Below are 14,434 nucleotides of genomic sequence, written 5' to 3' on the forward strand. Positions count from 1 at the left end.
GCTGTCCGGCGGGTGCGGCCCCGACGGCGGCGATTCGCGGCACGCGACCGCGAATCGCCGCCGGGAGCGGAGCGTGCGATCGGGGCCCGCGTCTCGCGCATGAGCGCGGAGGTTCAGCCCCGAGCCGGTCGCGAAGGCTCCTGGCGGGCCCGCCTGCCGGCCGCCCGCAACACCTCGGCTAGTTCCTCGGGATGCGTGAGCTGGGGATAGTGCCCCGCCCCCGCTATCACGGCGGCACTCCTGCCGGCGACCGGCGAATCGGCGGCCCCGGCGACGATCGTCACCGGCACCTCGATCCGGTCGAGCGACCGGCGAAGCCCGTCCCGGGCGATGTGGGCCACCCTGGTCGCCTCGATCACCCGGCGGGCCGCCCCCGGCCGCCGCATATCGGCGATCGCGCCGGCTGGAACACCGAGCATCCTCCCCAGCCGCTCCTCCCGCATCCGGCGCAGCACCGGCACGGCCATCCCAGACCGCAGCAGCCGCGGCGAGGGTGCCTGCAGGAAGGCGGGGGCGACGAGGACCACCGCGGCGACCCGGTCGGGGTGGGCGGCGGCGTAGCGCAGGGCGGGCCCGCAGCCGAAGGAGTGCCCGACCAGCACCGGCCTGGTCCTGACCGGCCCCATCAGAGCCGCCGTCCAGTCGTCCAGCGGATGGCCGCGCCCCGGGCCGCTCCGCCGGGCCGCCGCGGAGCGGCCCAGACCGGGCAGGTCGGCGGCCAGCGCGGGGGCGTCCAGCCGTCCGCGTACCGCGTCCCAGGAGTCGGCGTCCAGCGGCAGGCCGTGGAACAGCACGTACTCGGGGGTTTCGCGCTCCCCCGCCACCCAGGTCCTGACCCCCGCCACGTCGTGGAACCCGTAGGGCCCGCGCGGCGGGACCCCGCGGCCGAAGCGGGCGGCGACCAGCCCGTCCGCCCAGCGCCGGAGCACCTCCCCGACCGGCGGCATGACCAGTCCGGCCCGTTCCGCGAAGCTTCGGGCCGGGGCCGTGTCGTAGCGGTCGGCGGACAGGAACGACAGCGTCTCGGGATCGACCCCGGTGAGCGCGCGGGGCAGCCGCCGGACCACCCCGACCGGGATCGCCCGCCGGGGCGCGGGCACCCCCAGGTGCCCGGCGACCGTCCTGACCAGCTCCGGCAGGTTGGGGGTCTCGTCATCGAGCACCCAGTAGGCATTCCCCTCGGTCTCCTCGTGCTCGGGCAGCGCGGCGGTGAAGCGGGCGAAGTAGTCACCGTCCACGACGGGCAGGAAGATGTCCGGGCCGCCCGGCAGCGCGGGAAGCCGTCCGTACCAGAGGTCCCTGACCACCGTGGCCAGGCCGATGAACTGGCCGGTGCCGACCACGGTGGCGGGGTTGACGATCGTCAGCGGGATGCCCAGCTCGCGTGCCCGGACGCGGAGCGCCGCGTCCGCCTCCCGCTTGGACGCCTTGTAGGCGCCCTGGCGGTAGTCCACCGCGAGATCGCCGCGGCGGTCCGGTGAGTCACCGCTGACGCGATAGCCGCTGATGTGCACCAGGCGGCGCAGGCCGGGCCTGGTGGCGGCCCAGTCCGCCACGTTGAGCGCCCCGGTCACGTTGACCGCCCTCGCCTCCTCGGCGCTCAGCCCGAAGGCGAAGCGCGCCGCGGTGTTGTAGACGTCACGCACCTGCCCCAGGTCCGCCAGGCCGTCGAGGCCGAGCCCGGGCGCGGTGATGTCGGCGGTGACGACGGTCAGCCGCGCGGTGTCCACTCCCTGCTCGGTGAGCCATGACGTGAGCCGGTCCGCCCGCCCGCGCACGGCGGCGGCCACCCCGCGCCGGGCGCGGAGAAGTTCCGCCACCAGGGAGCGACCGATGAATCCGGCCGCGCCGAAGACCACGGAGTCGATGGGGCCGACGGCCATGCGATCACCTCAAAATAGATCGGTCTACATATTTTATGGACACGCAGGAACCTACCGGACCGGATCCTCCTAGAGCAACGCGGTGACCTGCCGGGCCACCCGATCGAGCGGCTCCCGGCTGCGATGCGCCTTGGCGAGCACCAGCGCACCCTCGATCAGGGCGAGAACGGCGACCGCGGCATCGGCGGCCTCGGGGTGCCCGTCGGCTGCCAGCCGGTCGCGGAGTGAGCCCTCCCAGGACCCGTACGCCTCCGAGCAGACCTCCTGCAGCGGATCGTTGGTGGCGGCCATCTCCAGCGCGACCGTGGCCACCGGACAACCCTTGCGCCAGCCGGACGCCTCCAGCCGGTCGCCGAGCACCCCGAGCATGGCGGTGACCAAGGTCACCGTGTCCGGCGCGGTCTCGGCCAGGTCGTGCACGACCTGGCCGATCTCGCGACCCGCCCGCCGGACGGACTCCGCGACCAGATGGTCCTTACCGCCGGGGAAGTGAAAGTAGAGCGAACCACGCGGCGCGCCGCTGGCCGCGATCACCCGGTTCAGTCCCGCCTCGAAGTAGCCCCCGCCCTCGATCAGGTCCTGCGTCGCGTCGAGCAACCGGCCGCGCGTCTCCTCGCCCTTCTGTCCCATCTCTCTAAAATAGACCGATCTTTCTGGGTCAGGCCGTGATGCGGTCGATCACCAGGGGGAGCAGGTCCGGATCGGCGCTCTCCCCGATGGTGTAGGCGCCCTCCAGCGCGGCGAGCGCCCGCTCGAAGCGGAAGGTCTCGTCCGCGTGCAGCGTCATCAGCGGCTGCCCCTCGCGGACGGGGTCCCCCGGCTTGGCGTGCAGCACGATGCCCGCGCCGAACGACACCGGGTCCTCCTTGCGCTCCCGGCCCGCGCCGAGCCGCCAGGCCGCCAGGCCCACGCCGTACGCGTCGAGCCTGGACAGCACGCCGGACGAGGGCGCGGTGATCTCCATGGTCTCGGCGGCCGTGGGCAGCGGGGCGTCCGGGTCGCCGCCCTGGGCGGAGATCATCCGGCGCCAGACGTCCATCGCCGAGCCGTCCGCGAGGGCCCGCTCCGGGTCCTTGCCACCGGACAGGCCCGCCGCCTGAAGCATCTCCCGCGCCAGCCGTACGGTCAGCTCGACCACGTCGGCGGGGCCGCCGCCGGCGAGCACCTCGACCGACTCGGTGACCTCCAGCGCGTTGCCCACGGCCAGGCCCAGCGGCCGGTCCATGGCGGTCAGCAGCGCGACCGTGTTGACTCCGGCGTCGGTGCCCAGCGCGACCATGGTCGTGGCCAGCTCACGGGCCCGCTCAGGGGTCTTCATGAAGGCCCCTGAGCCGACCTTGACGTCCAGCACCAGCGCGCCGGTGCCCTCGGCGATCTTCTTCGACATGATCGAGGAGGCGATCAGCGGGATCGACTCGACCGTGCCGGTGACGTCGCGGAGCGCGTACAGCTTCTTGTCGGCCGGGGCGAGCCCGTCGCCCGCCGCGCAGATGACCGCGCCGGCCTTGCCGAGCACGTCGAGCATCCCGTCGTTGGACAGGGACGCCTGCCAGCCGGGGATGGACTCCAGCTTGTCCAGGGTGCCGCCGGTGTGGCCGAGCCCCCGGCCGGACAGCTGGGGCACGTGGCCCCCGCACGCGGCGACCAGCGGAGCCAGCGGCAGCGTGATCTTGTCACCGACGCCGCCGGTGGAGTGCTTGTCCGTGGTGGGCCCCGGCAGCGCCGACCAGTCCATCCGCGCCCCGGAACGGATCATGGCCTGGGTCCACCCGGCGATCTCCCGCCGGTTCATGCCGTTGAGCAGGATCGCCATCGCGAGCGCGGACATCTGCTCGTCGGCGACGACGCCCCTGGTGTAGGCGTCGATCACCCAGTCGATCTGCTCGGCCGACAGCTCACCGCCGTCCCGCTTGGTGACGATGACGTTGATCGCGTCCATGCTCAGGCCCCCCGGCTCAGGTTCTCCGGTCCGAAGGCGTACGGAAGGATCTCCGACATCGGCTTCGGACCGTCGATGGTCTCCAGCAGCAACTCTGGGCCGCCGAACTCGTACAGCAGCTGGCGGCACCTGCCGCACGGCATGAGCAACTCCTCGTGCCCGTCGACGCAGGTGAACGCGACCAGGCGGCCACCACCCGTGGCCTGGAGCGCGGAGACCAGCCCGCACTCGGCGCACAGTCCGATGCCGTAGGAGGCGTTCTCGACGTTGCAGCCGGACACGATCCGCCCGTCGTCCACCAGGGCGGCGGCGCCGACCGGGAACTTCGAGTAGGGGGCGTAGGCATGCCCCATGGCCCGAACGGCCTCGGCCTTGAGAGCCGCCCAGTCAATGCTCATCTCGGTGCTCATCAGATCAGGTCCACTCGTGAGACGCGCGTGATGGTCACTTACCCTGCCCCCTGCGGTATGGCACTCCGTCGGCGGCGGGCGGGCGGAGCCGCTGCGCGGCCAGTGACAGCACCAGCAGCGTGGTGATGTGCGGGGTGACCGAGGTGAACTCCGAGGGTACGGTGTCGGTCAGCGCGAACACGACGAACACCGCGACCGCCGCGACCCCGGTGATCAGCGCCGCCCGGGTCCGGTTCTGCCGTACCAGCTGGTAGACGGCCACGGCGACGATCAGGACCGCCACCACGAGCAGCAGCGCGTGCACCGACTCGCCGCCCCTGCGGAGCTGGAGCGCGTCGGTGTAGCCGAACAGCACGGCGCCGCCGGCCAGCCCGCCGGGCCGCCAGTTACCGAAGATCATGGCGGCGAGACCGATGAAGCCGCGACCGCCGGTCTGCCCCTCACGGTAGGCGCTGGCCGCCACCTGGGCCAGGAACGCGCCGCCCAGGCCCGCCAAGGCCCCGGAGACGACCACCGCGACGTACTTGTACAGGTAGACGTTGACGCCCAGCGACTCGGCGGCCACCGGGCTCTCCCCGCAGGAGCGCAGACGCAGGCCGAACGCGGTGCGCCAGAGCACGTAGTAGGTCAGCGGGACGAGCAGGATGGCCAGGATCGTGAGGAGCGAGACGTTCGTCGTCAGGCCGCGCAGGATGCCCGCCACGTCCGACAGCAGGAACCACTGCCTGGCCTCCAGTGCCTTCAGCGAGTCTCCGATCCACGGCAGGCTCACCACGCCCGGCTTGGGCACGGGGGGCGACTGGGAGTCGCCGCCGCCCGGCATCTCGGCGAAGGTGACCTTGGACAGGAACTGGGTGACACCCAGGCCGAGGATGTTGATCGCGACACCGGAGATGATGTGGTCGACCCCGAACGTCACGGTGGCGATCGCGTGCAGCAGCCCGCCCAGGGCTCCGCCGACCAGGCCCGCCACCACGCCCGCCCAGGGGTTGCCGAACTGGAGCGCACCCCAGGCACCGAACCAGGTGCCCAGGATCATCATGCCTTCGAGGCCGATGTTGACCACCCCGGCCCGCTCGGACCACAGGCCGCCGAGAGCGGCCAGGCCGATGGGGATGGCCAGCGCGACGGACGCGTTGATCGCGCCCGCCGAGGTGAGGTCGACGGCGCCGGTGACGGCCCGGGCGAACGACAGCAGCAGGACCAGCGCGCCGAGGGCGAGCAGCAGGACCCGCCAGGTGATCCTGAACTTGCGGGTGACGGCCTTCGGCTCCAGGAAGGGAGTCTCCGGCGTGGTGAGGGCGCCCTGGCTCATGCCGGCGTTCCTTCCCTGGTCGGGGCGGCGCTCGCCAGCTGGCGGCTCACCCGGCGCTGCTCGGCGGAGACCTGGTAGCGGTGGACCAGCTCGTAGGCGATGATCACCGAGAGCACGATCGTGCCCTGCATGATGGTGACGATGTCCGGCGAGATCTTCTTGATCTGCAGGATGCCGGAGGAGGTCTCCAGGAAGGCCCACAGCAGGGCGCCGAACGCGATGCCGACCGGGTGGTTGCGGCCGAGCAGCGCGATCGCGATGCCGGTGAAGCCGAGTCCGGTGGGGAAGTCCAGGCTGTAGCTGTAGGAGGCGCCGAGCAGCTGTGGCATGCCGACCAGGCCCGCCACCGCGCCGGACAGGATCATCGCGGTGAGGACCATCCGCTTGACGTTGACGCCGCTGGCCACCGCGGCCGTCTCCGAGCGGCCGGTGGCGCGCAGGTCGAAGCCGAAGCGGGTCCGGTTGAGCACCACGTGGTAGACGACGCCCATCACGACCGCGAGGATGATCAGGCCGAACACCTTCGTCTGGGTGCCGGGGATGATCTCCAGACCGGGCACCTGGCCGGACGGGCCGATCGGTTTGGTACCGATGTTGTTGCTGCCCGCGACCTCGACCGCGAAGCGCTCCTTGTTGAGCAGCCAGGCGCCGAGCGCGGTCGCGATGGCGTTCAGCATGATCGTGGAGATGACCTCGCTGACCCCGCGCCGCACCTTCAGCAGCCCGGCGATCGCCGCCCACCCCGCGCCGACCAGCATGGCGACGAAGATGATCAGTGCGATGTGCAGCGGGGCGGGCAGGGCGACCGCACCGCCGACGGCCGCGGCGGTGAGCGCCGCCAGACGGTACTGGCCGTCGACGCCGATGTTGAAGAGGTTCATCCTGAACCCGATCGCCACCGCCAGCGCGGACAGGTAGTAGGTCGTCGCGTAGTTCAGGGACAGCACGATCGAGCGCGGCCGCACGCCGTACTCGGCCATGATGGCCATCGTTTCGACCGGCGGGTCGCCCGTGATCAGCAGAACGATCATGGTGACCAGGGCGGCGAACACGATGGCGGCGAGCGGGGCGGCGAGCGAGAGCAGCCCTGTCGGGGAGACCCTGCCGAGCAACCGGTCGGTGAAGGTGGATTTTTCCGGACTCATCCGGGCACCCCGGGGGGAGTGCTCGCTACATGGGTGTTCATGCCGCCTCTCCAGCACCCGTCATGGCTGAACCGAGCTGCTCGGGTGTCACGTCCTTGGGGTCGACCTCGGCGACGATCCGGCCGCGCAGGATCACCTTGAGGGTGTCCGACAGGCCGATGAGCTCGTCGAGGTCGGCCGAGATCAGCAGGACCGCCAGGCCCGCGGCGCGCGCGGCGCGCAGATGGTCCCAGATCGCGGCCTGCGCGCCCACGTCGACGCCGCGCGTCGGGTGGGACGCGATCAGGAACACCGGCTCCCCGCTCATCTCCCGGCCGACGATCAGCTTCTGCTGGTTGCCGCCCGACAGGGCCGAGGCGTCCACGTCGATGCCCGGGGTCCGGACGTCGTACTCCTCGACGATGCGCCGGGTGTCCTCGCGCGCTCCCGCGCGGTCGATCCAGGGGCCCTTCACGTTGGGCCGCCGCGTCTGGTGGCCGAGGATGCGGTTCTCCCAGAGCGGGGCCTCCAGCAGCAGGCCGTGCCGGTGGCGGTCCTCGGGGATGTAGCCGATGCCCGCCTCGCGGCGGCGCAGCGTCGTCCAGGCGGAGATGTCGTGCTCACCGAGGCGGATCTCGCCCCCGGCCGCGCGCATGCCCATGATGGCCTCGACCAGCTCGGCCTGGCCGTTGCCCTCGACCCCGGCGATGCCGAGCACCTCGCCCTTGCGGATCTCGAAGCCGACGTCGTCCACAACGCGGCGGTCGTCCCCCGAGTGGACGGTCAGGCCGCGCACCGACAGCGCCACCACGTCGGTGACGGTGGACTCGCGGGTCTCCGGGCTGGGCAGCTCGCTGCCGACCATGAGCTCGGCCAGCTGCCTGGCGGTCACGTCCTTGGGATCCACGCTGGCCACGGTCGTGCCGCGCCGGATGACCGTGATGGCGTCGGCGACCGAGAGCACCTCGTCCAGCTTGTGGGAGATGAAGATGATGGTGAGGCCCTCGCGGACCAGCTCGCGCAGGTTGGCGAAGAGCTCCTCGACCTCCTGCGGCACCAGCACGGCGGTCGGCTCGTCCAGGATGAGGATCCGCGCGCCGCGGTAGAGGACCTTCAGGATCTCCACCCGCTGGCGCGCGCCCACGCCCAGATCCTCGACGGTGACGTCGGGCTCGATGCCGAGGCCGTACGAGTCGGAGATCTCCTTGATCCGCTTTCTCGCGGCGCCGAAGTCGATGGCGACCCCGCCCCTGCGGGGCTCGCTGCCGAGGATCACGTTCTCCAGCACGGTCAGGTTGTCGGCCAGCATGAAGTGCTGGTGGACCATGCCGATCCCCACCGCGATCGCCTCGCCGGGCGAGCGGAAGCTCACGTCCTTGCCGTTGACGCGGATCTGGCCCTCGTCCGGGCGCTGCATACCGTAAAGGATCTTCATGAGGGTAGACTTGCCCGCGCCGTTCTCTCCGACGACGGCGTGCACGTGTCCCTGCCGCACGGAGAGAGAGATGTCGCGGTTGGCGACGACGCCGGGGAATCGTTTCGTGATCCCCTCGAGTTCGACGGCCGGTGCCGGGGTGCTGATGACGGCCTCCTCCGTACGGGTGCCCGATACGGAACGTGATGGTGAGCGTAGGACGAGGGGCCCGGGGGAAATGTCCGCCGGGCCCCTCATTAATACCAGGTCAGGAGGTCTTGTCCGGCACGGTGATCTCGCCGGAAATGATCTTCTGCTTGTACTCGTCGAGCTGGGCCTTGATGTCGTCGACCTGGCCACCGGTGGTGGAGTAGTCGACACCATTGGCCTTGAGGTCGTACGTCGTGACGCCCGACTTCACGGAATTGGTGGTGAAGCTCTTCAGGAAGTCGAAGACGGCGACGTCGACCTTCTTGAGCATGGAGGTCATGATGAGGCCCTGCAGCTCGGGGGCCGCGGTCTTGGCCTGGTCGGAGTCGACGCCGATGGCCAGGCCCTTGGCGGCCTTGGCCGCCTCGAACACGCCGCCGCCGGAACCGCCCGCGGCCTGGTAGACCACGTCGGCACCCGCGTCGAACATGCCCTCGGCCGCGGTCTTGCCCTTGGCCGGGTCGGTGAAGCCGGTGAAGTCCGGCGGCTGGGTCAGGTACTTGACCTCGATCTTCACGTCCGACTTGACCGCCTTGGCGCCCGCGGCGAACCCGGCCTCGAACTTGTTGATCAGCGGCACCTGGACGCCGCCGACGAAGCCCACGTGGTTCTTCTTGCTCTTCAGCGCCGCCGCGGCGCCGACCAGGAAGGAACCCTCGTGCTCAGCGAAGAGGAGGTTGGAGATGTTGGGGGCGACCGCCGCGGCGTCGTCGACGATCGCGAACTTGACGTCGGGGAACTCGGTCGCGACCTTCTTCACCGGGCCGGAGTAGGCGAAGCCCACGGCGATGATCGGGTTGAAGCCACCGTCGGCGAGCAGGCGGAGCCGCTCCTCCTTGGCCGCCTCGGTCTCGCCGTTACCGGCCTCCAGCTCGTTGACCTCGGCCAGGCCCAGCTCGCTCTTGGCCTTGTCGAGGCCGGCCGCCGCGGAGTCGTTGAACGACTGGTCGCCACGCCCGCCGATGTCGTACGCGAGACCGACCTTGGGTCCCGTCGCGGCCGGCGCCGCACTGCTGGCGGCCTCGCTCGGCTGAGCCGACGTGGTCGCTTCCTCGCTTCCACCACACGCGGCAGCTCCCATGAGCATGCTGCCCGCCAGTGCGGTCGCGGCCAGCTTGCCGAATCGGTTCTGAAGCAAGATGGACTCCCTTCGCGTTTCAGTGCACGCGCGAAGAGACGCACGGCAACCCTGCACGGAAGATAGTTGGTCCATCAGGGTTGACCAAACCGGTACACGAGTCCGAAACAGGTCCGTTATGCAGCTCAGGCCACCTTGTGACACACCGGGCCCGATGGAGCTACTTACGGGTAGCCTTGAAGGCGACCCGCAACGGGCCACCCCCCGGACCGACGATCTTTCTCTCCAGATCGTCGGCCACTTCCTTGGGATATATCGGAATTTTTCGGGCAACTGCGCCCCGGGGGCGCGTCAGTTGTCGGCCTTCAGCGCCTTCAGTGCCATCAGGGCCTCGCCCGCGACGGGGCGCTGCCCCTCCCAGAGCGCGGTCAGCGCGGTCGCCGCGAGGAATCGCACCCCGGTGCCGATGGCGCTCTCGTCCACGTCGAAGGTGCCCTGGTGGATGTCCGCCAGGTGCGCCGTCCCCGGCTCGCGGGTGCCGAGCCTGGCGAACGCGCCGGGGATGGACTCCAGGTACCAGCCGAAGTCCTCACCCCCCAGGCTCTGCTCCGTCGGCCCGGAGGCACCCTCGCCGAGCACGCCCTCCGCGGCCTCGGCCAGCATCTGCACGCTGATCTTGTCGTTGACCACCGGCGGCACGCCGCGTGTGTAGTCCATCTCGGCCTCGACGCCGTACGCGCCCGCGACCGACTCCAGCAGCGACTTGATCATGTCGGGGGCCGCGTGCCAGGCCGCCTCGTCCAGGCAGCGCACGGTGCCCTCGGCGACGCCGTCGTCCGGGATGGCGTTGGCCACCGAACCCGCCTCCACCCGGCCCCAGACCAGGCTGAGCGAGGAGCGGGGGTCGACCCGGCGGGAGAGCGCGGCGGGCAGCTCGGTGAGGATCTTGGCGAGCGCGAAGACGAGGTCGGCGGTGAGGTGCGGCCTGGCGGTGTGCCCGCCGGGACCGCTCACCCGGATCGTCACCTTGTCGCAGGCCGAGGTGATGGGACCGGATTTGAGACCGACCCTGCCGACGTCCAGCCGGGGGTCGCAGTGCAGACCGAAGATGCGGTCGACACCGCTGATGCCACCGGAGGCCATGACCTCAAGCGCACCGCCGGGAAGCTCCTCGGCGGGCTGAAAGATCAGCCGGACCCTGCCGGGCAGCAGGCCGGCCTCGGCCTGCTGGGCGAGGAAGAGCGAGGTGCCGAGCAGGACCGCGGTGTGCACGTCGTGGCCGCAGGCGTGGCACACGCCGGGGACCGTCGAGCTGTAGGGGACGTCCTTCTCGTCCGGCACCGGCAGCGCGTCGATGTCGGCCCGCAGTGCCACGGTGGGACCGTCACCGCTGCCGACGTCGCAGAGCAGGCCGGTGCCGCGCGGCAGCACCGAGGGAGCCAATCCCGCGGCGGTCAGGCGCTCGGCGATGCGCTGCGTCGTGCGGTATTCGGCGAACGCGAGCTCGGGATGCATGTGCAGGTCTCGACGGAAGTTGATCAGTTCCTGCTCGCGACCGGCGAGGAACGTGTCGAGTTCTCCCCGCAAATTACGCCCCCGCATTGCTCACCGTCCTATTCCGCGCCGGCGGTCCTTCATCCTCGACGCACCGTGCCACTGCCCAGGATCTCGAAACCCATGAGGCAGTCCCGAAAAAAGTGATCGCCACACCGACGGGCCGGAGTGGGTCTCACGGGCCGTGTCAGCGCGGGCTGGTCGGCGCCGACGCGGGAGCTGCGAGCCTGTGGTCCGGGGCAGCCGTCGCATTGGCGATGACAACGACTTTATCTCGCCCCGCGAGCAACTCGCCGACATCCACGCCAAATGTTTTGCCGCCCCATACCTCACTCGTACACCTTCTCCCCCGAGAGAACCAGAAGGGATGACTCGTATTGACTACGGGACGGTAGTCATGTGGGGTGACGGCCCGGCCGGAGGATGACACTCCCGGGCCACTTCCAAACATCGCCGACCTGGCAATTTACCTGACCTCAGGTGCCGGTCATCGAACCCGGCGGAGTGATGTAAACGGGATGAATGCATGTTTCACTCCTCACATGATCGCTAACATCCCATTCGGGGAGAGGCAGTCGCGTTTGAGCATATTTGAACCGGACGAGGGCACGCTGGTGGTCCTTCCCTCGTTGTCGCTTCCCCAGGATGAACTGCGCAGGATCACCGGAGCCCTCTGCTACGAGGAACGACTGCTCTTCCTGCTCCTCACCCTGAGAGAGCCGAAGGTCGAGGTCGTCTACCTCACCTCGATGCCGGTGAACGACGCGGTCGTGGACTACTACCTGAGCTTCCTCGACGATCCGGACGAAGCCCGTACCCGCCTGCAAATGATCAGTTTGGATGATCCCGACACGCACCCGCTCACCGAGGCGCTGCTGCGCCGCCCGGACGTGATCGAACGCGTCCGCGCCGCGCTCGGGGACCGTCGAAAGACCCGCGAGGACGGCGGGGGCGCCTGGATGGTGCCGTTCGTGGTGAGCGAGTACGAGGAACGCCTCGCCGAGCTGCTCTCCCTGCCGGTGTACGGCCCGGCCACCTCCCTGGCCCACCTGGGGTCCAAGAGCGGTGGACGCGCGATCGGCGACGAGGCCGGGGTGCCGACGGTCAGGGGCTTCGGCGACCTGCGTTCGCTGACCGAGGTGGAGCACGCCGCCCGCGCGATGAGCCCCACGACCAGGCTGATGGTCAAGCTCAACAACAGCTACTCGGGGCTCGGGAACGCCATCGTGACCAAGGACGACCGGCCGCTCGTCTCCTGCCCCACGAGCTTCTCCGCCTCCGACGAGAACTGGACGACGTTCGCCGAGAAGATCGCCGAGCGGGGGGCGGTGATCGAGGAGTTCATCGAGGACCGGCCGCTGTGCTCCCCCAGCGCGCTGGCGAGGATCACCCCCGGCGGCGTCTACGACGTGGTCGCCACCCACGAACAGGTCCTCGGCGGCCCCAACGGGGATGTCTACCAGGGCTGCAGCTTCCCCGCCCGGCGGGAGTACCGCGCCGAGCTGGGCGCGTACACCGCGCGGATCGCCAGGGTCCTGGCGGACCGCGGCGTGGTGGGACTGTTCGGCGTCGACTTCTTCGCCGTCAAGACCGACGGCGGCTACCGGACGTTGCTGTGTGAGATCAACCTGCGCATCGGCGGCACCACCCACCCGCTCGGCGCCGCGATCCTGACCACCGGCGCGTCGTACGACCCCGGCACCGGCACGCTGATGCGCGACGGGCGGCCGAAGTACTACGTGGCGACGGACAACTGCGCCTCCCCCACGCTGAAGGGCCGCACCCCCGGGGAGGTCGTCAAGCTGGTTCACGACGCGGGTCTCGGCTTCGACCGCGAGAGCCGCACCGGGAACGTGCTGCACCTGCTGGGCGCGATCACCGAGTTCGGCAAGCTGGGGTTCACCAGCATCGGCGACTCCGCCGAGGAGGCCGCCGAGCTACACCGAAGAACCCTGCTCACGCTGCGACCAACCGCGTAGGCCGATCACGCCGAGCACGATCGCGAGCACGATGTTGACGGCGATCAGGATTCCGTGGACCACGTAGAAGGCCGTCGGGTGGCCGTCCGCGAGGTTGAAGCCAAGGTTGATCCATTCGAAGATCATGAAAGCGGCAAGGCCGATCAGAAAAGCGGCGATCTTTCGTGATATTTGCATGATGTCAGTATCCCGCCGAGTGGCCCGTACCTGGTCAGGGCACCTCTAACTCTATGCGAACCGGCACGAAGCTACCCTGAGATCATCATGGGGATCAAACATCTCGCGCCCGTCGGGGTGCTGCTCGCGGCGACCACCTTTCTCGGCGCACCCGCTCAGGCCAGGACCGCGGGTGTGTCCGCGGCCGGTTCACCGGCACTACGGGCGGACACCGGCTCGCCGGCCGGCCCCTCGACTGCGGATCTCCTGAGCCACCTCGCGGGCGCCGGTGCGCTGGGCCCGCACGCGCGGGGCGAGAGGGAGCCGGTCGGCGGCTCCCGGCTCGCCGAGCGGGGTCTCATCGTCCCCTCGGGCGTGAAGGCCCCGCCGAAGACCGCCGCGAAGGCGTACGTGATCGCCGACGCCGAGACCGGCGCGGTGCTGGCGGCCAAGGACGCCCACGGGCGCTACCTGCCCGCGAGCACGCTGAAGGCGCTGACCGCGCTCACCCTGATCCCGAAACTGGACAAGAACCGGAGGGTCAGGCCGAGCACCCGCGCCGTGAACGAGGAGGGCAGCGCGGTCGGCCTGGTCACCAAGCCCCTCTACACCGTCGACGACCTGTTCAAGGCGCTGATGCTGGTCTCGGGCAACGACTGCGCGATGGCGCTGGCCGAGGCCAACGGCGGCCTGGCCGTGACCCTGGCGGACATGAACGCCGAGGCCAAGCGCCTGCAGGCTTTCGACACGGTGGCCAAGACCCCGAGCGGGCTGGACAAACCCGGCCAGAGCAGCTCGGCGTACGACCTGGCACTGATCGCCCGCGCCGGCCTGGCCAACGCCGATTTTCGACGATATATCAGCACAAAAACTGACAAGTTCCCGGCGCCCAAGGGCTACTACGAGATCGGCAACCACAACAAGCTGCTCTGGCGCTACAAGGGCATGATCGGCGTCAAGAACGGCTGGACCTCCAAGGCCCTGGGCAGCTTCGTCGGCGCGGCCAAGCGCAACGGTCACACGATCATCGTGTCGATCATGCGCCACGACGGCTACTTCTGGGAGGAGGTCGCCGACCTGCTCGACTGGGGCTTCGCCAACCGCGGCAAGGTCACCCCGGTCGGACAGCTGGTCGACCCGATCCCCGAGCCCACCCCGCTGCCCGCTCCCCCGACCGCCTCGGCGCCTCCCGCCGTCCCCACCCCCGGCTCCGGGCGGAACCCCGCCGCGGCCACCAGACCCGCCGACGAGGGCATCCCGATCGGCTACTACGTCCTCGGCGCGGGCCTGCTCGGCGGCCTGCTCTGGCTGGCGTACGGCCTGCGCAGGCGCTTCCGCTGAGGCGTGTTCCGCGGATCGTGGCCATGGCGAC

General features: G+C 70.2%; 12 protein-coding genes. 2 read left to right on the forward strand and 10 right to left on the reverse strand.

Translation table 11 applies throughout. The annotated features are described in order from the left end of the window. Nucleotides 1-113: 113 nt before the first annotated feature. From ABT130_RS44745 to ABT130_RS44785, 9 genes are all read right to left on the reverse strand, one after another. Nucleotides 114-1,883, reverse strand: a complete 1,770-nt coding sequence (locus ABT130_RS44745; RefSeq protein WP_350966089.1) for an alpha/beta fold hydrolase — start codon at nt 1,881-1,883, stop codon at nt 114-116. A gap of 69 nt (nt 1,884-1,952) precedes the next feature. Next, a complete protein-coding gene (locus ABT130_RS44750; RefSeq protein ID WP_350966090.1) occupies nt 1,953-2,513 on the reverse strand; it encodes a TetR/AcrR family transcriptional regulator in 561 nt (186 codons plus the stop codon). Between the two features lie 28 nt (nt 2,514-2,541). Further along, on the reverse strand, nt 2,542-3,822 hold the full coding sequence (locus tag ABT130_RS44755) for a thymidine phosphorylase (RefSeq protein WP_350911646.1): 1,281 nt from the start codon (nt 3,820-3,822) through the stop codon (nt 2,542-2,544). 2 nt (nt 3,823-3,824) lie between these two features. After that, complete coding sequence (locus ABT130_RS44760; protein WP_350911644.1) at nt 3,825-4,220, reverse strand: cytidine deaminase; 396 nt, start codon at nt 4,218-4,220, stop codon at nt 3,825-3,827. Between the two features lie 46 nt (nt 4,221-4,266). Further along, nucleotides 4,267-5,547: an ABC transporter permease gene (locus tag ABT130_RS44765; RefSeq protein ID WP_350966091.1), complete on the reverse strand. Its 1,281-nt coding sequence runs from the start codon at nt 5,545-5,547 to the stop codon at nt 4,267-4,269. Further along, nucleotides 5,544-6,692 carry an ABC transporter permease gene (locus ABT130_RS44770; protein WP_350966092.1) on the reverse strand — a complete coding sequence of 383 codons (1,149 nt, stop codon included), beginning with the start codon at nt 6,690-6,692 and terminating at the stop codon, nt 5,544-5,546. The genes ABT130_RS44765 and ABT130_RS44770 overlap by 4 nt, the downstream gene beginning before the upstream one ends. A 37-nt stretch (nt 6,693-6,729) precedes the next feature. Continuing rightward, complete coding sequence (locus tag ABT130_RS44775; protein ID WP_350911968.1) at nt 6,730-8,253, reverse strand: ABC transporter ATP-binding protein; 1,524 nt, start codon at nt 8,251-8,253, stop codon at nt 6,730-6,732. A gap of 100 nt (nt 8,254-8,353) precedes the next feature. Then, a complete protein-coding gene (locus ABT130_RS44780; protein ID WP_350966093.1) occupies nt 8,354-9,433 on the reverse strand; it encodes a BMP family lipoprotein in 1,080 nt (359 codons plus the stop codon). A 291-nt stretch (nt 9,434-9,724) separates the two neighbouring features. Next, entirely contained in the window at nt 9,725-10,975 is a 1,251-nt protein-coding gene (locus ABT130_RS44785) for a M20 family metallopeptidase (protein ID WP_350966094.1), read from the reverse strand. A 533-nt stretch (nt 10,976-11,508) separates the two neighbouring features. Here ABT130_RS44785 and ABT130_RS44790 point away from each other — a divergent pair. Beyond that, nucleotides 11,509-12,906 (forward strand): peptide ligase PGM1-related protein, encoded by a 1,398-nt coding sequence (locus ABT130_RS44790; protein WP_350911634.1) that lies wholly within the window; start codon nt 11,509-11,511, stop codon nt 12,904-12,906. Here the strand turns inward: ABT130_RS44790 and ABT130_RS44795 are convergent. Next, nucleotides 12,865-13,083 (reverse strand): SCO4848 family membrane protein, encoded by a 219-nt coding sequence (locus tag ABT130_RS44795; RefSeq protein WP_030912524.1) that lies wholly within the window; start codon nt 13,081-13,083, stop codon nt 12,865-12,867. The genes ABT130_RS44790 and ABT130_RS44795 overlap by 42 nt on opposite strands. A gap of 87 nt (nt 13,084-13,170) precedes the next feature. Here ABT130_RS44795 and ABT130_RS44800 point away from each other — a divergent pair, with 87 nt between their 5' ends. Then, complete coding sequence (locus tag ABT130_RS44800; protein ID WP_350966095.1) at nt 13,171-14,403, forward strand: D-alanyl-D-alanine carboxypeptidase family protein; 1,233 nt, start codon at nt 13,171-13,173, stop codon at nt 14,401-14,403. Nucleotides 14,404-14,434: the final 31 nt, after the last annotated feature.

Source organism: Streptosporangium sp. NPDC001681 (assembly GCF_040298085.1).
GTDB lineage: Bacteria > Actinomycetota > Actinomycetes > Streptosporangiales > Streptosporangiaceae > Streptosporangium.

Excerpts from the sequence above, each read along its gene's own strand:
- ABT130_RS44770 (WP_350966092.1), bottom strand. The coding sequence starts at position 6,692 with ATGAGTCCGGAAAAATCCACCTTCACCGACCGGTTGCTCGGCAGGGTC.
- ABT130_RS44785 (WP_350966094.1), bottom strand. The coding sequence starts at position 10,975 with ATGCGGGGGCGTAATTTGCGGGGAGAACTCGACACGTTCCTCGCCGGT.
- ABT130_RS44765 (WP_350966091.1), bottom strand. The coding sequence starts at position 5,547 with ATGAGCCAGGGCGCCCTCACCACGCCGGAGACTCCCTTCCTGGAGCCG.
- ABT130_RS44760 (WP_350911644.1), bottom strand. The coding sequence starts at position 4,220 with ATGAGCATTGACTGGGCGGCTCTCAAGGCCGAGGCCGTTCGGGCCATG.
- ABT130_RS44800 (WP_350966095.1), top strand. The coding sequence starts at position 13,171 with ATGGGGATCAAACATCTCGCGCCCGTCGGGGTGCTGCTCGCGGCGACC.
- ABT130_RS44750 (WP_350966090.1), bottom strand. The coding sequence starts at position 2,513 with ATGGGACAGAAGGGCGAGGAGACGCGCGGCCGGTTGCTCGACGCGACG.
- ABT130_RS44755 (WP_350911646.1), bottom strand. The coding sequence starts at position 3,822 with ATGGACGCGATCAACGTCATCGTCACCAAGCGGGACGGCGGTGAGCTG.
- ABT130_RS44795 (WP_030912524.1), bottom strand. The coding sequence starts at position 13,083 with ATGCAAATATCACGAAAGATCGCCGCTTTTCTGATCGGCCTTGCCGCT.
- ABT130_RS44745 (WP_350966089.1), bottom strand. The coding sequence starts at position 1,883 with ATGGCCGTCGGCCCCATCGACTCCGTGGTCTTCGGCGCGGCCGGATTC.